Source organism: Janthinobacterium agaricidamnosum NBRC 102515 = DSM 9628 (assembly GCF_000723165.1).
Lineage (GTDB): Bacteria > Pseudomonadota > Gammaproteobacteria > Burkholderiales > Burkholderiaceae_D > Janthinobacterium > Janthinobacterium agaricidamnosum.
Window position 1 is genome coordinate 1,116,284 of sequence record NZ_HG322949.1, and the last position, 22,311, is coordinate 1,138,594.

Sequence of the window (22,311 nt, forward strand, 5' to 3'; positions counted from 1 at the left end):
AGGGACACACCATGAACGATATCGCCGTCGCCGCCGCCGACACGCCTTTGCAGCCCGGGCAAGTACGCTTTTATTGCGCCGCCCAGCCGCCGCTGCAAGCCGGCGGTTATTGGCTGCAGGCGAGCCAGATGGTGGCGGGCTTGAAAGAGCAGCCGGCCGACAATCGCTACGGCATGCAGCAGCCGTTCGCGGTCAGCGGCGCGCGGTTCCGCCTGCCGCCGCAAGACTTGCAACTGGTGTATCCGCCGGCCAACCAGCTTGGCGATTACGAGGAATCGCTGCCGCATGTGGTGTTGCGCACCCGTACCTTGCCATGGGTGCGGCAAATCGACGGCGGCACTTCCGGCGCCGGCGATGACAACGGCGACGTGCCGCCATGGATGGGACTGCTGACCGTGTATCCCGCCGAACTGGGCAACGCGGCGCCATTCACCACCACGGTCGGCCGCCTGATCGAACCGGAAGCGGTGAATATCCTGGGGCCGTCGCTGATCGACGCGGCGAGCCTGACGCAGGCGGAGAAAGAGGCGCAATTGCTGGCGATCGACCTGGACTTGCCGGTGTTCTGGGCGATCGCGCCGCAATTGCAGGAATTGCCGTGGCTGGCCCATGTGCGCGAAGTCAATACCGACCAAAAAGAAATCATGCAGATGGTCGAGGATGGCTGGTTTTCGGTGGTGGTCGGCAACCGCCTGCCGCAAGCCGACGCTGAAAATACCTGCTTCCTGGTATCGCTGGAAGGACAGCAGGCGCACTTGAACGGCGGCCCGCCTATCGACCCGCGCTATACCAAGATCCGGCTGGCTTGCCTGGCCAGCTGGAAATTCAGCGCCGCGTCGGCGCGCGGCAGTTTTCTCCACATCATGCAAAGCCTGCAAACGCGCGGCGGGATCGACTTGCTGCAGCCCACCCATGGTGCTTTCCCTGACCAGTTGGGCCCGGCGCAGCAGCAAGCGAAGGAAGCGCTGGAGATCGGCTTTTTACCGATGCTCAATGTCACGCGCGGCGGCGAGCCCACCACTTCCTGGTATCGCGGCCCGCTGGCGCCGGTGCCGACCAGCAGCGACAGCCTGGGGCCGTATTTCTTCAGCGACCGGGCGATCCGCTACGACCAGGCCAACGGCCTGTTCGACATGAGTTACGCCGGCGCCTGGCAAATCGGCCAGTTGCTGGCCTTGTCCGACGCGGCCTTCGCCAAGGCGCTGTTCGACTGGCGCCTGCAATCGTACCAGGGCCGGCAGCAGGCGGTCGCGGCCGACCATGTGCGGGAACTGGCCGGCGATTGCCAGGTGGACCTGGCCCAGGTGCGGCAGCAGGGACCGGCGCCGGTGCTGCACGGCGTGCTGGCCAGGCTGGCGCAACGCACGGCGGCGCTGGAGGGCGCCGCCGCCGAGGATGAGGCCGCGCCGGCGCCGCTGCCGAAGATCCAGCCGCATGCCTGGCGCGATGCCGCGCAATTGCCGGGCGTGATGTCCAGCGCCGCCTGGCAAGACGGCATGCGCCAGGGACTCGACCCGCTCGGCTTGCTGTACCGGCATGTGTACCGGCAAGGCGGGGCGCCGGAATGAGTTGGGCATGAATCGGTGCGACATGAATAACGCGGCATGAAAGGAAGCGCGATGACGATCAGGGAACACAGCAGCGCCAGGGCGCAATTGCTCAAGGTATTTAAACAGTCGATCCAGGCCACGCCCGGCGCGCGGGCGCAACTGGCGCAGCATGGCGTCGCGCCGCAAGCGGATGGCGGCGAGGCGCGTCCGGACCGGCAGCCGCTGGGTGATGAAGCATTGGACATTCCGGAAGCGATCGTCGCGTGGCTGGCGCAACTGACCTTGCTGTATGGCGTGCCGTTCGAATACCTGGTGCCGGACGCCGACATGCTGCCGCCCGAATCGATCCGTTTTTTTTATCTGGACCAGAACTGGACCGATTGCCTGGTCGACGGCGCCGTCAATATCGCGCTCGGTTCCACGCAAGACTATGTGCATATCCTGACCACCTTCGAAGAAGTGGCGCGGCAGGCGGCGCTGGGACAAAACAATGTGCGCGCGCAATTGCGCAAGCAAGCGTTGCCGGCCAACGTGCAAGTCGACGGCACGCTGACCGGCGTACTGCTGCGCTCGGCGGTGGTCAGCGGCTGGCCGGGCCTCGAAGTGGCGGCCTTCGCCGACGCCGCAGGTACGCTGCCATTGCCTTTGTTGCGCATCGACCGGCTGTCCGACAATGTGCTGATTTGCCTGTTCAATGGGGTGCCGCAACTGGTCGATTTTTCGGAACCGCCGGAAGGCTTGCACTTTGGCGTCATCGGCGGCAGCAGCGGGCCTACGCCTTATCAAGTGGCGTTGCGCGGCGTCGGCGGCAAATATGTGGCTGGCGCGCAAATCAACGATGGCCAAGGCAAGGCGTACACAGCGCCGGTGACCTTGCGCGGCGGTGCGGCCTCGGCCGGCGTGCTGAACGTGGCGCAAACCGGGCGCGACCTGATCGCCAATCTGGATCAGCTGGGCGCGCTGCAACAGCAGGACGGCAAGCCGCTGTTCACGGCGTCGCAGTTTGCCGTGCAAATGGTGCGCGGCGCGGGCTTGCAACAATTCAAACCGATTCCGCCTGAAGCGGGGCGGCAACTTTCTTCTTCCGATACAGCGGTGAACGCATGAGCACGCCTATCAATAATCCGACCTGGGCCGGCCCGGCCCTGTTCACGCCGCTATACCTGGAAGCGTTGATGGTGGGGCAAAAAAACCAGAATGGCGACTGGGCCGCGGTGGCGGTCGATTACGCCCAGCTCGGCATCCGCGGCGCCAGTCCGCAGCCGACCCCGTTCCAGGTGGCGGCGACGGCGCCGACCACCGGCATCCATTTGCTGTGGACCGCTCCGTCGGCTTTGCGCCATGGACAGGTTGGCGACCATGGCGACATGCGCTTGCCGCTGTTGCCGAACCGCTGGCTGGTCACGCGCAGCTTTATCGCCCAGCCGGGCGATGTGCCGCGTTATACGGCGTGGGTGCTGGAAAGCGATTTCCTTGGTACGGCGGCCGACGGCACCCATCCGTATCCCGATCCCGATGGCGGCAGCCAGCGTTATTTCATTGGCCGCCGCTACGATATCGGCGCATGGAATGGCGCGACCTCGCAATATCACCAGGGTTTCTTGCGGGCGATGGGACCGGGCGACCCCAGCTATGTCGCGGTGTATGACAATATGACCAATGTCTTGTCCTTCCTCGACGATATGCGGCAAGCCGGCAACGGCCTGTACAGCTATAGCGTGTGCGGCTGGTATGGCACGCCATCCTACGATATCTTGCTGGGCGTCGATGCCGATCATCCGCAAGGTTTTACCACTGAGCAAGAGTGGCAAGACATCATGCACAAGCTGTTGTGGAGCGTCGGCGATGCCGCCGACCAGGCTGCCGCCGAACAGGATTGGTCGGACTGGCTGGTCGCCCATCCGGTCTCCGGCGGCCCGCCGCTGACCGATGCGCAAAAGAATTGGCCGGGACAAAACCTGTGCCACGGTTTTTTATACAATCTGCAATGGCAGGGAGCGGCCGCGTTTTATCCGATCAATCCGATCTTGCAAGGCACCACGCCGCCGACCGTCGCGATCGGCGCCAATGCGGCCGAGGCGCTGGCGGCCTGGCTGGGCAAGGAGGCCGGCAGCGCCGGCGCCGAACAAATGCTGCTGGCGTTCCAGCAAGACATGATCTTCGATTATGTGCGGGACCCCAGCGTGTTCCAGGCGCGCACCCATCAAGCCCGTTTTGCGAACCACAACGGCGGGTCGCTGTGGGTGGTGTACCGCGCAGACCAGACTTCGTCGGCCACCGAGATTCCGCAAGGCAGCTACACGGTGCCGCTGGACGAAAACGCGACGGCGGCGCTGACCCAGCTCAACCGCAGCCAGTTCCAGCTCGACGCCGCCGAACAACTGCAAGTGTCGCTGCAATCGCAGTTGTACGATGCGTATTGGAAATTGGCCAATTATCCGCGCACCACGCCCGGCTTGCAGGCCCAGATCCAGCAGCACATCGACAGCCTGACGCCGCAAGTGCAGCAAATCGGGCAACAGATTACCGGCTTGTCAGCCACCGTCGAGCGCGAACGGAATGCCTTGTTGGCGCTGGTCGGCCCGTTACAGCTGAAACTGAACCTGGTCAACTTGCCGCGCTACGAAGCGCGCCAGGACCCGGTGGTGCTGATCGCCGGCGCCCAGCAAGATACCAAGTTCGCGGCGCCGGGCGCGCATGAAGAAGAGCAAGTCTTGTTCACCCGTTTCACCGGCCAGACTATTTCCGCGATCCATGTGCTGTATGACAGTGGTTTGAGCCTCGACGTGACGCTGGCCAGCGGCGACTTTCCGCAAATTATCTGGCCGAGCGGAAAATTGCTGCCCAAGGAAATCAACGATTTCTGGTTCGAGACGTTTTTACTCGACACCAATAATGCACGCCTGATCGCCCGGACCGCGTTCGCCAAGGGGGGCATCACGCCCAGTAACGAGCAATGGGACGATTTGACGGCGCAAATCCAGCGCCAGCAAACCTTGCCGTGGAATCAGGAGGCGCGCTCGCTGATCGATGCGCGCACCATTGCCGACACCGCCGGCTTGCTCGGCGTGCCGCCGGCCAAGCTGTCGGTCGCGGCCTGGTCGGCGCCGTGGGCGCCGCTGTACCTGGACTGGGAAATCGCATGGCATCCGAGCGCCGCCACGCCGCAACAGATGCTGGCCAATTGGGACCTGGCGGAATTCGATTTTGTGTGGAACCAGGCCCGGGCCGGCGGCAATGTCGGGCCGGCGGCCGGTAATTATGTCGGCCGCAGCTTGCTCAACGCGCAAATCGCGCAAGGCCTGAGCGACAAGCTCAGCGATTTCCTGCAACACGATCCGAACGCCGCCAGCCTGCCCCAATACCAGCGCGACCAATTGCAGGCGATGGCCGACGACATCGCCGAATACGATGTGCTGACGCAATCGATGTCCGGCCTGATCGAGCAATTGCTGATGCAGCAGTTGCAGATGAGTAAGTTGAGTACGGCCCAGGCGCCTGGCGTGGCCGAATTGCTGCAACACGCCAGCTCTTCGTTGCCGGCCGCCGGCAGCGACTTGTTTTACCCGATCCACGCCGGCCATTTCCGCCTGGTGCGCTTGAACGTGGTCGATGCGTTCGGCCAGATACTGCGCGGCTCGCAATTGGGCGACCAGTTGCAGCCGATACGCAGCAGCAGCCTGGTCACGCAGAATTTTCCGCAATACATGCAATTGACGCCGCGCATTACCCAGCCTTTGCGTCTCGATTTGCGCATGGTGCAATACAACGACGATACCGTCCGCAGCAATGCGTCCGACTTGACCAGCGCCATTTGCGGCTGGGTGATACCCAACCATATCAATCACAGCCTGATCGTGTTCGATCCTGCCGGCAACAACCTCGGTGAAGTGCTGATGATCGATAACGGCAACGATGGCGGCGATAGCGGCACGGGCTTGCGCTGGGATGCGGTGCCCGGCAGCGACGGCGTGCTCGGCGCGCCGCCCGAATTCGGTGCGTCGCTGCGGCATTTGAACGACTTCGTCAACGGCTTGCTGTTGCGTGGCGCACAGGGTGTCGGCGCGCTGGAAAGCTTGCTCGATGTGATCGATTCCAGTCTGTGGAATATCGATCCGCTGGGCCAGCCGATGCAGGGCAACCTGGCGATCCTGCTGGGCCGGCCGATCGCGCTGGTCAGGGCGCTGGCCACGCTGGGCGTCGACGGCACGCCGGCTTACAACCAGTCGTGGCTCGATACCGGCAAGAACGTCACCGGCGACTTCACGTCGGTGCCGCTGCCGGTGCGCATCGGCGACTTAAACCTGAGCAATAACGGCTTGATGGGCTATTTCCTCGACGATGATTACAGCCGCCTGTTTCCGTATCGCGGTTTCGACCGGCAACTGGCGATACCGCGCCGCGTGATCGCCGACCACGGCATCGCGCCGCGCGCCAAATTGGCGCACATGATGCAGCGGCTGGATGCGGCGGCGCTGGCGGACGCGGCGGCCGCCGGCGATGGCTACCTGGTGGACGATCCCGGGTTTACGCTGAAACCGGACGGCGTCATGACGCGCAGCCTGACGATGCTGGTCGATCCGCGCGGCTGGGTGCCGGCGCTGTCCGGTTATTTGCCGGTGCAATGGCTGGCGTTGCCGCCGGGGCCGGTCAACGCCGCGTTGAGCAATATGTTCGTCACCTTCCGCAGCGGTCCCTTATTGCTGGAAGAGTACAAGAGCAGCATGCCGCTGCCGGCCACGATCAAGGGCAGATGGACCTGGGTCGAGCGTTCCGGCGTGACCACCTGGAGCGAGAGCGGACCCCTGACGGCCAGCGATGGCGTGGCGGCATTGCCGGCCGCGCGGCCGGTCCTTAGCGAAGGCTGGCTGAAGTTGAGTGGTGCGCAAGGAAAATAAGGCCCGACGGCGGGTTTCGATGACATCACAGACAGGACGAGCGACATGGCCAATACCGTATTCACGTATCAATTCACGCCCGGGGCGGTGCAGGCGAATACCCGCGGCGGCTTCAATTTGCAGTTGACCAACGGGAGCAGCGCGATCGCCTTGACGCCCGACGATGAAATCTACCTGGCGCTGGCGGTCGGCGACGGCGGCAGCGACCTGACGCCCAACCTCAGCGATATCGGCAGCCAGCCGCCGAATAATGACTGGCGCTTCAGCAAGAACCCGTCCGGCGGACAATACAATTTCATCATTTCGCCGCTGGACAACATCACGCTGGCCGCCAATGCCAGCCTGTCGTTCACGCTGAGCAGCGTCATCATCAACCCGCAAGCGGGCACCAGCGCAGTGTTGTTGCAGGAATTCGTCGCCGGCGGCGACGCCGGCAAATCCTTCCCGGTCAGCAAGAGCGAAGCCAAGCTCAGCATTGTTGCGCAGGCGATCCCGTCGAAGGTCGGCAAGACCCAGGCCACCACGCTGAAATGGAGCGCGACGAAGGCCGCTTATGTGACGATCGCGCCGCTCGACCTGCGCGTCGACACGCGTGGCCAGATCGACACCGTGCCCTACCTGGATGTGACGCCGCCGGCGCCGCAAGTGTCTTACACCTTTACCGCATGGACCCAGGACCAGCAATTCGCGACCGACATCGTGGTAGTCACCATCAGCCCGCCGGTGATCCGCGATTTCGGCCCGCAAAACCTGGCGCCGATCAATTACGACGATAGCGTGACGCTGGCCTGGGCGGTCGATTATGCGGAAACCGTGATGCTGGTCTTGCCGCAAGGGCCGGTGTTGCAGCCGCCGGTCGCCAGCCTGGCGGTGCAGCCGAAGACCATGCTGAGCGGCAATTCCAGCACCGCCACCTATACCTTGCGCGCCACCGGCACCGGCAATCCGGTGCTGGCGTATGTGAGGATACCCTTCAAGCCGGTGGCCATCGATTATTTCCGTTATCCGGGTTTCGGCCAGACCTCGTCGTTCCAGTTCCATGTCACCAACGGCAATGGCCAGGTGGTGCTGCTGCAGGGCGACCAGGGGCCGTATTACCGCTTGACGGCCAGCGGTCCGTACGGCCCGCTGGTGCAATACCTGGGTAATTATCCGCAAGTGCAGGTGCAGGTCTTTATCGTCACGCCGGCGGGCGGCGCGCCGGGCGCCGCGCTCAAGCTGGAATGGCAAGTCTGCCTGGCCAGCAGCTTGAGCCTGGAATTCGACGGCGCCAGCCACGCCATCGCCGCCGGCCAGATCGCGAAGGGGAGTTTTACGGTGACGCCGCAAGCGAGCACCTTGTACACGCTGAGCGCCACCGATACCGGCGGCCGTGTCGTCACCAGTTCCCTGCTGGTGACGATTGCCGGCTGAAGTTTGATCGAGGTTTGTTTTTTAATCAACAGGAAAGAGGCGTTTTATGGAAGAAATCTACCGTGTCGTCTATGGCGCGATCCGCAAGGTCAAACCGGCGCTGCTGGAAACCGAATTGACCCCCGCCACCCGCTTTGACCTCTACCATATTTCATCGATCGAGATGGCCATGATCGTGTTCGAAGTCAGCGATTATTTCGATATCGAAATCGAACCCTATTTGCTGATGAGCCTCGCGACGATCGGAGAAGCTTGCACGGCCTTGCACAAGATCGTGCAGCAGCGCCAGCCGGCGCGGGCATTGTCATCCGATGTCTGACGCGGGCCAGGCCGGGCTGGCCGAGCATGAACGGGTGGTGATCACCGGCCTCGGCTGTGTGTCGCCGCTGGGGATCGGCGTGGCGCCGTTCTGGGACGGCGTGCTGCACGGCCGTTCCGCGCTGCGCCTGGTGACGCGTGGCCAGGCGGGGCTGGAAATCAGCGCGCCGGCGGCCGTCGTCGACGATTTCCAGTTGCAGCGCCATGTGCAGACGCCGCAGCAGGCGATGCTCGACCCGTTTGCCCAATATGCGCTGGTGGCGGCGCAGGAGGCGATACTCGATGCCGGCTGGCCGCTGCCCGTGGCCGAGCCGCATGAGGTGGCGGTGATACTCGGCTGCACCAGCGGCGGTGAGTCCAGCCGCGAGACGGAAGCCGTGCGCTTTTTCCACCAGGGCAAAAGGCGCTGCAACCCGGCGCTGGTGGCGCGCACCAATCACCAGGCGGCGGTCGGCATCATCTCCATGCATTTCGGCCTGACCGGACCGGCCTTCATCGTCCACAGCGGCTGCGCATCGGCGACCCATGCGATCGCGCAGGCCTACCTGATGGTGCGCCATGGCCAGGTTCGCTATGCGATCACCGGCGGCTGCGAAGCGAACGTGATTTTCTCGACCATGACGGCGTTCCACGGGATGGGCGTGGTGGCCAGCGACACTTGCCGGCCGTTTTCACTGCACCGCACCGGCATGGCGCTGGGCGAGGGCGCGGGCGTGCTGGCGATCGAAACGCTGGCCAGCGCGCGCCGGCGCGGCGCGGTCATCCATGCCGAACTGGCCGGTGTCGGCATGAGCGCCGATGCGCTGGACCCGGTCAATCCATCGGCGCGCGGCTCGGCGCAGGCGATGCAGACGGCGCTGCGCATGGCGCGCCTCGAACCGCGCGATATCGGCTATATCAATGCGCACGGTTCCGGCACCCAGTCCAATGACGCGGTCGAATGCGCGGCGATTCGCCAGGTGTTCGGCGCCCATGCCGATGCGCTGGGCATCTCGTCGACCAAGGCGGTGCACGGCCATGCGCTGGGCGCCAGCGGCGGCTTTGAAATGATCGCGACCGCGCTGGCGCTGCGTCACGGCTTGCTGCCGCCGACCGCCAATTTCGTCGAGCCCGATCCGTGCTGCGCGCTGGACGTGATTGCCAACCATGCGCGGCAACGGCAAGTGTCGGCGGCGCTGTCCAATTCCTTCGGACTGGGCGGCGTCAACGCGGTGCTGGCGGTGCGCCGATGGACATGAACGCGCGGCGGGTGGTGGTGACCGGCATGGGCGTGGTGTCGGCGGCCGGCAACGACTTGTCCAGCTTCTGGGATCAGTTGAGCGCCGCGCGCAGCGGCATCCGCACGGTATCGCACAGCGACGACAACTGGGGCGCCACGCCGCAGCGCCCGGAACGCCTGTTGGCCGGCAAGGTCGAACTGGCGCCGCTGGACGGCTTGCCGGAGATGCTGGCCGAGCCCTACCTGGACGATTTCTCGCGCTTTGCGCTGCATGCCGCCGGGCAGGCGCTGGCCCAGGCCGGCATCGCCGCCGGTACGCCGCACGCGCGCGGCATCGGGGTCATTCTCGGCACCGCGATCGGCGGCGACGAGGCGTATAACCAGGCGGCTTACCGGGCGTACGTAAAACGGCGCCCGCCGGCGCCGCAAACCATCCTGCGCGCGATGTACAACGCCGCCGCCAGCAGCGTGACGATGGCGTATGGCTTGCATGGGCCGTCGATGGCGATTTCGAGCGCCTGCGCGTCCGCCAGCCACGCGATCGGCCAGGCTTGCCTGATGATACGCAGCGGCCTGGCCGAGCGCATGCTGGCCGGCGGCAGCGAGCAATTGCCGTCGTATGTGCATTACGGCGCATGGCGCCAGATGCGGGTCTTGTCGCCCGACGGCTGCCGGCCGTTCTGCGCCAGCCGCAACGGCATCGTGCTGGGCGAGGGCGCCGGCCTGCTGCTGCTTGAATCGCTGCAGGCGGCGCGCGCGCGCGGCGCCGCCATCCTCGGCGAAATTTGCGGTTTCGGCCTGAATGCCGCCGCCAGCGACTGGCTGCGGCCGGACGCGGCCAGCATGGCCGACTGCATGCGCCTGGCGCTGGACCAGGCCGGCTGGCATGCCGGGCAAGTCGGCTTCATCAATGCGCATGGCACTGGCACGGTGCTGAACGACCATGCCGAGGCGCTGGCGATCCGCCAGGTGTTTGGCGACCACGCGGCGCATGTGCCGGTGTCGTCCAGCAAGGGCATGCATGGCCACGCGCTGGGCGCCAGCGGCGCGCTGGAGTGCATCGCCGCCTTGCTGTCGCTGGCCCATGGCCAGGCATTGCCGAATGGCGCGCAGCATCAGCCGGACCCGGAATGCGCGCTGGATATCGTGTCCGGCGCCTGCCGGCCGCTGGCCGCGCGGCGCGCGCTGAGCAATTCCTTTGCCTTCGGCGGCCTGCATGCGGTGCTGGCGTTGGCGCTTCAACCAACAGACTGAAAAGGATCGATGATGTCATTTACGAACCTGCTGTATCTCGCCAAGCGCCGCTTCGTCACCTACAAGATCGTCAGCGTTTTCAATCCGCTGTTCAACCTGTTCATCGGCGGCGATCGGCGGCCGATTTATTTCGATATCGACCAGACTTTCCCGGCCTTGCGCATCTTCGAACAACACTATGCGGAAATCCGCGCGGAGCTGGACAACCTGCTGCCGCACCAGCACCAGATGCCGCGGTATCACGATATCGACGATGACTTGCTGTATGCGTCGGGACGCTACAACCGCGACAAGCACTGGAATGTGTTCATGCTGTACTGCTATGGCGAAAAGCCGGAATTCAACCGCGAGCTATGCCCGCGCACCTGCGAACTGCTCGACGCGATACCGAACCTGTGCCAGGGATTTTTTTCGATCCTCGACGCCGGCAAGTCGATCCCGCGCCATACCAGTCCGTCGCGCTATTATCTGCGTTACCACCTCGGCTTGAAAGTGCCGCGCGAACGGCCGCCGGCGATCCTGCTGCGCGATACCCGCTATACGTGGAAGGAGGGCGAAGCGGTGCTGTTCGACGATAGCTGGGACCATGAAATCGTCAACCATGCCAGCGAGCCGCGCGCCGTGCTGATCGTCGACGTGCTGCGCCCGATGCCGCAGCCGGCCCATGCGCTGGGACGCTTGATCATGCTGCTGGCGCGCTGGGTGTACGCGGTCAAGACCCATAAACGGGTCAACCAGTTCTCGTGGAATCCGGATTGAGGAGCGCGCCATGAACCAGCAAGCAACCGTCAATGCGGCGGGCGCCGTGATCATCAGCGGCGGCAGCCGCGGCCTCGGCCTGGCCTTGGTGCGCGACGCGCTGGCGCAGGGCCGCATCGTCGCCACCTGCAGCCGGCATGACACGCCGGCGCTGCGCGAACTGCGCGAAGCGGACCCGGAAGAGATGCGCTTCATGTGGCGCGCGCTGGATGTCACCGACGCCGCCGCCAGCAAGCAATTCGTGCGTGCCGTGGTGCAGCGCTACGGCACGATCGCCGGCCTGGTCAACAATGCCGGCCAAAGCGATGGGCAGTTCCTGTCGCTGACATCGGAAGAACTGGTGCAGCGGCTGTTGGCGGTCAACCTGGAAGCGGTGATCCGCATGACCCGGCTGGTGGCGCCGTATATGTTGCGCGAAAACGGCGGGTCGATTGTCAGCCTCGGATCGATTTCCGGCACGCGCGGTTTTGCCGGCCTGTCGGTATACGGCGCCACCAAGAGCGCGCTGGACGGCTTCAGCCGCTGCCTGGCCCGCGAACTGGGTACGCGCCAGGTGCGCGTCAATGTGGTCGCGCCGGGCTTGCTGACCACCGACATGGCGGACGCCACGACGGAAGCGGAAAAGCGGCAAATCGTTGCGCTGACGCCGATGGGGCGGCTCGGTTCGGTCGACGACGTGGTCGGCATCGTACGCTTTTTGCTGTCGCCCGACGCGGCTTTCATCAGCGGCCAGAGCATCGTCGTGGATGGCGGGTTTACTTGCTGATATTGATATAGATCAACAGTGCGGCATATTTTTTCAGCAGGCTGTTATTGTCGGGACAGTGACAGCCCAGCCGCTTGTGTTGCATGGGCGCCGCCCATCCCCACACGCAGGCCGCCCATGTCCGGGCAAGCTGGTGATGCTGATGAACTATCTGCTGACCCGGTTCGGCAATGGCAAGACCAAAGTGGAGCAGGCACTCTTCTCCCGACAGCGGGCTGGCGGAGCGCCGCCGCAGGAGCCGACCAGGCTGCTACACACGATTTGTTTTTGATCCGTAATAAATTACTTAAAACCAATACCCGAATCGGCACCGGCCAGCACCGCTGCGTGAGCCAGCGCACGGTAGGCAAGTTGCATCTGGATTATTGTATCTTTTAATGCCCTTTTGTTTTGCATAAGCAAGCAGTTCCGGTTGCGCAACTAGATCAGTGGCGATGGCCGGTTTGATGTAAAGCAGCAAAGCAGCATCCATTCGTTTTCCTTTTGCAGGCAAACGCGGAGAATCATGAGGCCGGTCAGTGGATCGAAATCATGATTTAGTTTTCTCATTATTTATTAAAGGAAATCATCATGAGCGCACTTGAAAAATCCAGCACCGAACTGAACAAAGTTGCCAAGGATACCCGCGAAGAATTGCACAGCGCCATAGACAAGGCCGCCGACAAGGTGCAACCGCTGACCGAGCGCCTGGCCAGCAGCGCGCATGACGGCGTCGATTACGCCGGCGACAAGATCGAAGATGTTTCCAGTTCGCTGGTGGCGCGCGGCAAGCAACTGGGTGCGGCCTACAATCGCTTTGCCGATACCGGCCGCGGTTATGTGCGCAGCAGTCCCGCGGTATCGCTGCTGGTCGCGGTCGCCGCCGGTTATGGCTTGTCGAAATTATTGGGGTCGCGCAGTAAATAAACTGGCGTCAATACCGCCCCGTCGCGATGAGGCAGACGGGGCAGCAGGGGATGGCGCTGGTAAAACAACACGATGCGGTGCGTTGTGATGTGGGGTTGTTCCAGTGAGATTTTCCATCCACCATCATGCGGCTGGTTTGCCGGTCGCATGCATACCTGCGAGGTAGAGTATGGCCACGAATAAAAAGACGCCGTCGGTCGACGGCGCAGGCTCCATCCTGAGTACCGTATCCGGGCCGTCGGAGCAGGCGCCGCCAGCCAGCCTCGGCGGCAAGGACCACCATCATGATCAGCACCCGGCCGCCTTGCTGCAAAAGGCGGTTGCCGGCCAAAAATTGGCCGAGGCGATGCCATTCAATCCGCTGACGGCCGGCCAGCATGGCGAGGCGGCGCGGGTGCCGCAAACCGGTCCCGGCGTGACGCCCTCGGCGGTGTCGGCCACCGCCAGCACCATCACCGAAAACAATGCGTCGCCGAAGGCGGGCGACGGTATCGCGCCGCAAGGCAGCAGTCCGCTCAGCACCTCGCTCGACCCGGTGCGCGGCGACGATGGCGGCAAGATCCTGACCACCAACCAGGGCGTCGAAGTCGGCGACAACCAGAATTCGCTGAAGGCGGGCTTGCGCGGCCCGACGCTGATGGAAGATTTTATCCTGCGCGAGAAAATCACCCATTTCGACCATGAGCGCATACCCGAACGGGTAGTGCATGCGCGCGGTTCGGCGGCGCACGGTTATTTTGAAAACTACCGTGATCTCGCTGCGCTGACCCGCGCCGCGCCGTTTTCCAAGGCCGGTAAGCGCACGCCGGTATTCGTGCGCTTTTCGACCGTGGCCGGCGAGCGCGGCTCGGCCGACGCGGTGCGCGACGTGCGCGGTTTCGCCGTCAAGTTTTATACCGACGCAGGCAACTGGGATTTGGTCGGCAATAACATCCCGGTGTTTTTCATCCAGGATGCGATCAAGTTCCCTGACCTGATCCACGCCGTCAAGCCGGAGCCGAACCATGGCATGCCGCAAGCGGCCAGCGCGCACGACACCTTCTGGGATTTCGCCTCGCTGTCGCCGGAGACCGCGCACATGCTGATGTGGGTCATGTCGGACCGCGCGATCCCGCGCAGCTTCCGCACCATGCAGGGCTTCGGCGTGCATACCTTCCGCCTGGTGAACGCCCACGGCAAGTCGGTGTTTTGCAAATTCCACTGGCGTCCGCTGGCCGGCACCTATTCGCTGGTGTGGGACGAGGCGCTGCGCATCAACGGCGCCGATCCCGACTTCCACCGGCGCGACCTGTGGGAAGCGATCGAGGCAGGCGCTTATCCGCAATACGAACTGGCGTTCCAGGTGTTCACCGAGGAACAGGCCGATGCATTCGGTTTCGACGTGCTCGACGCCACCAAGCTGATTCCGGAAGAACTGGTGCCGTTGACCCCGGTCGGCAAGCTGACGCTGAACCGCAATCCGGACAATTTTTTCGCCGAGACCGAGCAAGTGGCGTTCTGCGCCGCGCATATCATTCCGGGCCTCGATTTCAGCCACGACCCGCTGCTGCAAGGGCGCATCCACTCGTACATCGATACCCAGATCAGCCGGCTGGGCGGCGCCAACTTCCATGAAATCCCGATCAACTCGCCGCTGGCGCCGCTGCACAACAACCAGCGCGACGGCATGCACCGCCAGACCGTCAACCGTGGCCGCGTCGCGTACGAACCGAATTCGCTGGCCGGCGGTTGTCCATTCCAGGCCGGCGCCAAGGGTTTTAACAGTTTCCCGGCGCCGCCCGATGGCGACAAGGTGCGCGCCAAGCCGGAGAAATTCGCCGACCATTATTCGCAGGCCAGGCTGTTCTGGATCAGCCAGTCGGCGCCCGAACAAAACCACATCGTGCATGCCTTCCGCTTCGAGCTGACCAAGGTGCAGACGCCGGCCGTGCGCAAGCGCGTGGTGGCGCTGCTGCGCAATGTCGACCGGGACCTGGCGCAGCGCGTCGCCGACAGCATCGCGATCCCGCTGCCGCCGCCGCTGCCGGACCAGCCGCCGCTGCCGGTGCCGGACTACGCGCCGTCGCCGGCCTTGTCGCTGCTGCACTTGCCGGGGCAAACCGGCATCGCCGCGCACAAGGTGGCCATCCTGGCCGCGCCCGGCAGCGACGTGGCCCAGCTGCGCACCGTGTACGCCTCGCTGCTGGCCGACGGCGCCGTGCCGCGGGTGGTCGGCAGCCGCCTCGGCAGCTTGCCGGCGAATGGCAACGGTGCGGGTGCCGCGCCGGCGGTCGAGATTTCGCTGGAAACCGGGCCGTCGGTATTGTTCGACGGCGTCGTCATCGCCGATGGCGCGGCCGGCGCCGAACGCCTGGCGCAGGACGCCAACGCGCTGGAATTCGTGCGTTTGCAATACCGCCATGGCAAGCCGATACTGGCGCTGGGGGCCGGCAAGGAGTTGCTGTCGAAGGCCGGCATTCCGCTCAGGCTGCCGGATGGCAAGCCTGATCCGGGCCTGATCATCGCCGATGGCGCCAGCCCTGGCGACCTGGCGCGCGCGGTGGCCGCGTTCAAGGCGGCGCTGGCGGCGCACCGCGTGTATGCGCGCGAGACCGATCCTCCGCTAGTCTAAAGTTCACCCACGGCGGCGGCCGGACTCTGCTCCGCGCCGCCATATTCCGTGCCTGCCTGTTGTTTCTCCCACACTCTTGCCAAATGAAACAATAAAAGCGCCGGGCAATGCTATGCTCGTTGCCAAGCTGTACATTTTGTATTCATTTGCGATGGACTGACACACACGATAGCGATCAAGCGCATGGATCAGGATCCGTACCAACCCCATAGCTGGCAGCCGCACGAACGTCCGTCCTTGCCGGGCTCGCCGTCGACGCCGCTGCATTCGCGCCGGCGCCGCTGGGCGTATTTCGCGGTCGGCCTGATCGTCGCGCTGACCGGCGGCCTCGGGAATGCCCTGGTCACCGCCAACCTGGTCAACCTGCAAGGCACCATGGGCGCTTATGCGTCCGAGATGCTGTGGCTGCCGGCGGCGTATGTGATGACCACCGTGTCGATGAATCTGCTGCTGGTGAAGTTCCGCCAGCAATACGGCCTGCGGCTGTTCACCGAAGTGTTCCTGGTGCTGTATGCGCTGGTCACCTTCGGCCACCTGTACGCCAACCAGCTCGCTTCCGCGCTGGCGGTGCGCGCCGCGCACGGCATGGTCGGCGCCGCGCTCGGCACGCTGGGGCTGTATTACACCTTGCAGGCGTTTCCGGCCCGGCACCGGCTCAAGGGGCTGGTATTCGGGCTCGGCTTCGCCCAGCTGGCGCTGCCGCTGGCGCGCATTTTCACGTCGGAACTGCTGGAAATCGGCGAATGGCGCGGCCTGTATCTGTTCGAGCTGGGCCTGACGCTGCTGGCGCTGGGCTGCGTGATGGCGCTAAAACTGCCGCCGGGCGACCGCTTCCAATCGTTTGAAAAACTCGACTTCGTGACCTTCGTACTGTTCGCGCCCGGCGTCGCGCTGTTATGCGCGGTGCTGGCCCAGGGCCGCACCGCGTGGTGGCTGGAAGCGCGCTGGGTCGGTATCTGCCTGGCCGCGTCGATCGCGCTGATCGCCGCATCGCTGGCGATCGAGCATAACCGCGCCAATCCGCTGCTCAATACGCGCTGGCTGACCACCGCCAGGATGACCAGGCTGGCGCTGTCGGTGCTGCTGTTCCGCATCGTGCTGTCGGAATCGACCGGCGCGGTCGGCTTCCTGCAGGCGCTGGGCTTCAACACCGACCAGATGCAAACCATGTTCGCGGTGGTCTTGTCCGGCAGCGTGGCGGGGCTGGTGTGCAGCGCGCTGCTGATCAACCCGGCGACCTTGCACCGTTCGCTGATGTTCGCGCTGGTGCTGATCGCCATCGGCGCGTATATCGACGGCCACGCCACCAGCCAGACCCGGCCCGCCAATATGTATCTGAGCCAGTTCTTGCTGGCCTTCGGCGGCACCTATTTCCTCGGTCCGACCATGGTCGCCGGTTTCGGCGCGGTGATCGCCGAGCCGCGCAACCTGGTCAGTTTTTCGGTGATGTTCGCGATTACCCAGAACATGGGCGGCTTGCTCGGCACCGCGATTGTCGGCACGGTCCAGACCGCGCGCGAAAAATTCCATTCCAGTTACCTGGTCGAGCATTTGACGATGCTCGACCCGCAGGTGGCGGCACGGGTGCAATCCGGCGCCGGCGCGTATGCCGGGGTGCTGGCCGACCCGGTGCTGCGCAGCGGGCAAGGCGTGGCCCGGCTGGGCGCGATCGCCACCCGCGAAGCCAATGTGCTGGCCTATAACGATGTGTTCCTGCTGATCTGCGGCGTCGCCATCCTGACCTTCCTGTGGCTGCTGCTGACTCAGTGCCGGGGCACGCTGGGCAAGCGGGCGCATGCACTGAACCGTGCACTGGCGCACGCGGCCGGCGTGCATGCCGGCATGGCCAATGTTTCTATCGCTAATTCGGAACCTCGATGACACTGCCAGACTCAACGCCGCCGACTCCACCCGCGACTGAGGCCGCTCCGGCTGCCGCGCCGTTGACGCCGCCGCAGCCGGAGCGGCGCCGTCAGTGGTTGTCGGGCATTTTCTTTGCGTCGGTAGCGCTGATCGGCGTGCTGATCGTGTTGTATGCGTGGCGCTTGCCGCCGTTCAGCAGTCCCATGGTCAGCACCGAAAACGCCATGGTGCGCGGCCAGGTGACCATCGTCGGCAGCCAGTTGTCGGGTTATGTGGTGGACGTCAAGGTGCAGGATTTCCAGATGGTGCAACAAGGCCAGTTGCTGGTGCGGATCGACGACCGCATCTACCGCCAGCGCTACGACCAGGCGCAGGCGCAACTGGCTGCGCAACAAGCCGCGCTGGCCAACTGGGCGCAGCAGCGCAACAGTGCCGGGGCCAACGTCGCGATGAGCCAGGCCGCGCTGCTGAATGCCGAGGCGCAGGCCCGCAAGACCGGCGCCGACCTGCTGCGGGTCGATGCGCTGGTGGCCGACGGTTCGCTGTCGCGACGCGAGCAGGACCAGTCGCAGGCTGCCAAGGCGCAATCGGCGGCGGCGCTGGCCCAGGCCAGGGCCGGTCTCGACATCGCGCGCCAAAACGTGCAGTCGGTAATCGTCAACAAGGCGGCGCTGGAAGCGGCGGTGGCGAATGCGCAGGCGGCCGTCAAGGCGGCCAGCATCGACCTGGACAATACCCGCATCACGGCGCCGTCCGACGGCCAGCTGGGCCAGGTGACGGTGCGCCAGGGCGCGTACGTCAATTCCGGCGCGCAGCTGATGGGCGTGGTGCCGCGCCAGATGTGGGTGATCGCCAATTTCAAGGAAACCCAGATGAACGGCGTGCGGATCGGCCAGGGCGCAACCTTCCATGTCGACGCCTTGAACGGCGCCGCGCTGACCGGCCAGGTGGAACAGATTTCGCCGGCCACCGGTTCCGAATTCAGTGTGCTGCCGGCCGATAACGCGACCGGCAACTACCTCAAGATCGCCCAGCGCATACCGGTGCGCATCCGCATCGATCCGGGCCAGGCCAACGCGCGCCGGCTGCGGCCCGGCATGTCGGTGGTGGTCAGCGTCGATACGTCGGCGGTGCTGAACGACGCCGCCGTCAATCCACCGCCGCCCGGCAAAGGAAGCAAGCCATGATGCGGCGCGGCGTAGTGGCATGCACGATGGCGGCGATGCTGGCCGGCTGCGCCGCGAATGCGCCGCCGGCACCGCCATCGTCGCTGCAGGTGCCGGCCGAGTTCCGCTCGCGGGCCGGGCCGGCCGCGAATGGGCCGGCGCTGGAGCGTTGGTGGTGGCAGGCGTTCGGCGATCCGGTGCTGGGCGCGCTGGTCGATCGCGCGCTGGCCAATAACGGCGACCTGCTGGTGGCGCGCGCCCGCGTCGCCGAATACCGCGCGCGCCTGGCCCAGGCCGACAGCAGTCGCCGGCCGGCGCTGTCGTTCGACAGCGCGCCGACCCGCGCCCGCACGCTGGCCTACAACGGCGAACCGTATGTGAGCAATGTCTTCCAGGCCGAGCTGCAGGCCGGGTATGAAATCGATGTATGGGGCCGGCTCGCCAGGCTGAGCGACGCGGCCGCCGCCAGCTACCGCGCCGAGCAAGCCAGCGCCGACGCCGCGGCCTTGTCGATCGCCGCCAGCGTGGCGGCTGGCTACCTGAACTTGCGCGGCCTCGACGCGCAGCTGGAACTGGCCCAGGCCACCTTGACACTGCGCCAGCAGTCGCGCGACCTGGCGCGGCGCCAGTTCGAGGTCGGCTACAGCTCGCAGCTGGAATGGCTGCAGGCGCAATCGGAATACCATGCGGCGGCGGAACTGGTGCCGCAATTGCAGCGCGCCATCTTCGAACAGGAAAACGCGCTGGCCATCCTGGCCGGCGGCAATCCGGGGCCGGTCGCGCGCGGCATCCCGCTGGCCGACTTGAACCCGCCGCCGGTGCCGGCCGGCTTGCCGTCGGACTTGCTGCGCCGCCGGCCCGACATCGCGCGCGCCGAATTGAATTTGCTGGCCTCGAATGACAGCCTGGCCGCGATCCGCGATCAGTTGCTGCCGTCGTTCAAACTGACGGCGGCGGGCGGCGTGCAAGCGGCCACCTTGACCACCTTCCTGAACGCGCCGCTGGCCTTGTGGAAATTGACCGGCATCGTGGCAGGCCCGATCTTCGACGGCGGCCGGGTGCAGGCGCAAACCGATGCCGCGGCGGCCCGGCGCGACCAGCTGGCCCATGCGTATGAAGACACGGTGCGCGGCGCGTTTGCCGAAGCGGATAACGGCATCGGCGCGCTGGCCAGGTTGCGTGAACAGGCGCAGGAAAACGATGCGCGCCGCGCCACCGCCGCCGACACGCTGCGCATCGCCCGCAACCGCTACCGCAACGGTTATGCCTCCTACCTGGAAGAGCTGGACGCCCAGCGCACCTTGTATAGCGCCGACGTCGGCCGGCTGCAATTGAAGACGCGCATGCTGGTCGCGTCGGTCGACCTGTACCGCGCCATGGGCGGTGGCTGGGCCGCGCCGCCACCGATTCCCGCCCCCTGATTTGCGGTTCCGTTTCTCCTCGTTTGCCCGGCTTGCCGGGCTTTTTTTGGTCAGGCCGCATGGGCGTTAATTGGAGATTAAGGATCTGGAGGTGTAATATCCCTGCCAGGAAAAAGCCTGGCTTGTGGCCGGCTACATCTTGTCATTGATATCAAGAGGTTAGTAAATGGAAATTTTTGGCATAGGCGGCATAGGCATACATGTATTGGTCGCCTTGTTTTTTGCGATACATGCGATCCGCAACGGCCAGCCGATTTTCTGGCTGTTCGTGCTGTTTTCATTCCCGCTGCTGGGCAGCCTGGTGTATCTGTTCGCGGTCTACCTGCCCGCTTCGAACTTGCGGCACGGCGCCGGCAAGGCCGTGTCGGTCGCCGTGAAAACGCTGGATCCGGGCCGTGAATTGCGCGAAGCCCGCGCCGCCTTCGACTACACGCCGACCGCGCAGAACCAGATGCGCCTGGCCAGCGCCTTGCTGGAAAACGGCGCCGCCGAAGAAGCGGCCGGCGTCTATGAAACGTGTTTGCAGGGCGTGTTTTCGTCCGACCTGGAAATCCGCTACAGCGCGGCGCGCGCGTGGCTGGAGTCGGGCAAGGGCGCCCATGCGTTGCCGCACGTGGAATTCATCCGCCGCAACGACGTGCATTTCCGGGCCGAGAAAGTATCGATCCTGATGGCGCGCGCGCTGGCCGGCGCAGGCCGCCAAACCGAGGCCAAGGCGGAATTCGACGATGGGCTGCAGCGTTTCGGCAGCTTCGAGTGCCGCGCCGAATATGCGATCTGGGCGGCCGGCAATGGCGAGCACGCATTGGCGGCGCAACTGCGCGCCGAGCTGGACCAGGCGATGCAGCGCTGGAGCCGCCACACCCGCGAGATGTACCAGCCCTTGCTGCGCCGCCTCAAGACCGCCGCCTGAATCAAAAGCCGTGCCTGATGTTGTTTTCGCCTTCGACCAGCTGGTATTGTTTGCCGTCGTAGGCGTAGCGCGCCCATTGATTGATTTTGGTGACGACGCGCCCGGCCTTCTTGGTGCTCGGCTCCGGTGCATTCTCTTCCTGCTCAGGGGCGTTGGCTTCCTTGGCCGCTGCGCTCTGTTCCTGCTGCGCCGCGTCAGTTTCCTGGGCGAGCTCCGATTTGCCTGAAATAAGCATCATCACATCGTCGTAGGGGCCTGGCTTTTGAGGGGCGACAAAGTGGTAGTCGCCGGTCACATTCCAGCATTTATTGGCGTCCGGGTGGTCTTCAGGGTCACAAGCCACATCGTTATCCGCATGTATGGCGAATCCAGCTACCTTCCGCACTTTCTGGTCGCTCAAATCGTACAGCACCGTGCTCGTGCTGACGTTGCCATAGTAGACCAGGCTGTTGATGATTTCCATGCCAGGCTTGTCGGCGCCGAGCTTGATCCACTTGACGTCGCCGACGTAGCCGCTGTTGCCGATGGCGCCTTCTTCATGGCGCTTCAAGACTTGCCATTGATCGCCGTCCTGTTTCATGAAAAAGACGTTTAACAAGCCTGGCGTGTCATGAATCGCCGTGGATTGGCCGTCGGCGCCGGCCGGCTGCGCGTTCACCACCAGTACCGTGACGCCATCCGGCAACACCGTATGGGCGATCGCCTGCAGCAAATACCGGCCGCGCTTGTTGTGCTTGTCCGGGTTGTTCCAGGTGGTCAGCGCATCTTTGCTGGCGGGGCGGTAATTCTTGCCAAAGATGGCGACCATCAATACGCCCTCGTCTATTTCGCTGGCCAGCGGCGCCGGTTTGCCCGAGCAGGCGGCCAGGGTGGCGGCCAGCAGCAGGAGCAGGGATGTTTTGAATAAGGTTGTGGTGATGCGCATAATTGTCATTAAATAAAATAATGGCGCATTATGTCATGCCGTATTTGCTGGCGGGCCGGCTATTTGTCTCAAATTGATAGCAAGATCAGGGACGCTCGCCGGTCACACGCCCGGCACGATGTTTTCGCCTTCGACCAGCCGCTATTGCTTGCCGTCGTAGGCGCAGCGCGCCTGCCCCTTGAGCTTGCTGGTGTCGCGTGCGATGTCGTCGGCGTCCGGCTGCGGTGGGCTGTTTTCGCTGGCGACCGACGATTCGCCGCTGACTACCAGCAGCAGGTCGTCATACGATGCCGCCGGCCAGTTCCAGCAAGGGCTCGCCACTCAAGTCG

18 protein-coding genes are annotated in these 22,311 nt (G+C 64.5%); 16 read left to right on the forward strand and 2 right to left on the reverse strand.

What is annotated here, in order from left to right:
• Positions 1-11 precede the first annotated feature (11 nt).
• From GJA_RS04760 to GJA_RS04830, 16 genes are all read left to right on the forward strand, one after another.
• The gene (locus GJA_RS04760; protein WP_144241424.1) at positions 12-1,568 is read left to right on the forward strand and encodes a hypothetical protein; all 1,557 of its coding nucleotides are present in this window, start codon (positions 12-14) and stop codon (positions 1,566-1,568) included.
• 51 nt (positions 1,569-1,619) lie between these two features.
• Positions 1,620-2,657 (forward strand): hypothetical protein, encoded by a 1,038-nt coding sequence (locus tag GJA_RS04765; RefSeq protein WP_038489296.1) that lies wholly within the window; start codon positions 1,620-1,622, stop codon positions 2,655-2,657.
• Entirely contained in the window at positions 2,654-6,448 is a 3,795-nt protein-coding gene (locus GJA_RS04770) for a hypothetical protein (RefSeq protein WP_038489299.1), read from the forward strand. The genes GJA_RS04765 and GJA_RS04770 overlap by 4 nt, the downstream gene beginning before the upstream one ends.
• 45 nt (positions 6,449-6,493) lie before the next feature.
• Positions 6,494-7,861, forward strand: coding sequence for a hypothetical protein (locus GJA_RS04775; protein WP_038489302.1), 1,368 nt, complete (start codon positions 6,494-6,496; stop codon positions 7,859-7,861).
• 46 nt (positions 7,862-7,907) lie between these two features.
• Positions 7,908-8,180, forward strand: a complete 273-nt coding sequence (locus tag GJA_RS04780; protein WP_038489304.1) for an acyl carrier protein — start codon at positions 7,908-7,910, stop codon at positions 8,178-8,180.
• A complete protein-coding gene (locus GJA_RS04785; RefSeq protein WP_051780305.1) occupies positions 8,173-9,417 on the forward strand; it encodes a beta-ketoacyl-[acyl-carrier-protein] synthase family protein in 1,245 nt (414 codons plus the stop codon). The genes GJA_RS04780 and GJA_RS04785 overlap by 8 nt, the downstream gene beginning before the upstream one ends.
• The gene (locus GJA_RS04790; protein ID WP_051780307.1) at positions 9,408-10,652 is read left to right on the forward strand and encodes a beta-ketoacyl-[acyl-carrier-protein] synthase family protein; all 1,245 of its coding nucleotides are present in this window, start codon (positions 9,408-9,410) and stop codon (positions 10,650-10,652) included. Before GJA_RS04785 ends, GJA_RS04790 begins: the two co-directional genes overlap by 10 nt.
• A 9-nt stretch (positions 10,653-10,661) precedes the next feature.
• The gene (locus GJA_RS04795) at positions 10,662-11,411 is read left to right on the forward strand and encodes an aspartyl/asparaginyl beta-hydroxylase domain-containing protein (protein ID WP_051780309.1); all 750 of its coding nucleotides are present in this window, start codon (positions 10,662-10,664) and stop codon (positions 11,409-11,411) included.
• 10 nt (positions 11,412-11,421) lie between these two features.
• Positions 11,422-12,177, forward strand: a complete 756-nt coding sequence (locus tag GJA_RS04800) for an SDR family NAD(P)-dependent oxidoreductase (protein ID WP_051780311.1) — start codon at positions 11,422-11,424, stop codon at positions 12,175-12,177.
• A gap of 117 nt (positions 12,178-12,294) precedes the next feature.
• Positions 12,295-12,555, forward strand: a complete 261-nt coding sequence (locus GJA_RS27120; RefSeq protein WP_144241425.1) for a hypothetical protein — start codon at positions 12,295-12,297, stop codon at positions 12,553-12,555.
• Between the two features lie 192 nt (positions 12,556-12,747).
• Positions 12,748-13,083 (forward strand): hypothetical protein, encoded by a 336-nt coding sequence (locus GJA_RS04805; RefSeq protein WP_038489307.1) that lies wholly within the window; start codon positions 12,748-12,750, stop codon positions 13,081-13,083.
• A gap of 169 nt (positions 13,084-13,252) precedes the next feature.
• Positions 13,253-15,694 (forward strand): catalase, encoded by a 2,442-nt coding sequence (locus tag GJA_RS04810; RefSeq protein ID WP_038489310.1) that lies wholly within the window; start codon positions 13,253-13,255, stop codon positions 15,692-15,694.
• A gap of 183 nt (positions 15,695-15,877) precedes the next feature.
• Positions 15,878-17,575: an MFS transporter gene (locus GJA_RS04815; RefSeq protein ID WP_081905258.1), complete on the forward strand. Its 1,698-nt coding sequence runs from the start codon at positions 15,878-15,880 to the stop codon at positions 17,573-17,575.
• Between the two features lie 2 nt (positions 17,576-17,577).
• On the forward strand, positions 17,578-18,744 hold the full coding sequence (locus GJA_RS04820) for an HlyD family secretion protein (RefSeq protein WP_422567929.1): 1,167 nt from the start codon (positions 17,578-17,580) through the stop codon (positions 18,742-18,744).
• Complete coding sequence (locus GJA_RS04825; protein ID WP_038489313.1) at positions 18,741-20,144, forward strand: efflux transporter outer membrane subunit; 1,404 nt, start codon at positions 18,741-18,743, stop codon at positions 20,142-20,144. Before GJA_RS04820 ends, GJA_RS04825 begins: the two co-directional genes overlap by 4 nt.
• Positions 20,145-20,310: 166 nt before the next feature.
• The gene (locus GJA_RS04830; RefSeq protein WP_038489316.1) at positions 20,311-21,057 is read left to right on the forward strand and encodes a hypothetical protein; all 747 of its coding nucleotides are present in this window, start codon (positions 20,311-20,313) and stop codon (positions 21,055-21,057) included.
• A gap of 1 nt (position 21,058) precedes the next feature.
• On the opposite strand, the gene GJA_RS04835 is transcribed toward GJA_RS04830, so the two are convergent.
• Together GJA_RS04835 and GJA_RS04840 are read right to left on the reverse strand one after the other, a co-directional pair.
• Positions 21,059-21,982, reverse strand: coding sequence for a hypothetical protein (locus GJA_RS04835; RefSeq protein WP_038489319.1), 924 nt, complete (start codon positions 21,980-21,982; stop codon positions 21,059-21,061).
• A gap of 141 nt (positions 21,983-22,123) precedes the next feature.
• Positions 22,124-22,303 (reverse strand): hypothetical protein, encoded by a 180-nt coding sequence (locus GJA_RS04840; RefSeq protein ID WP_038489322.1) that lies wholly within the window; start codon positions 22,301-22,303, stop codon positions 22,124-22,126.
• Between the last annotated feature and the right edge of the window lie 8 nt (positions 22,304-22,311).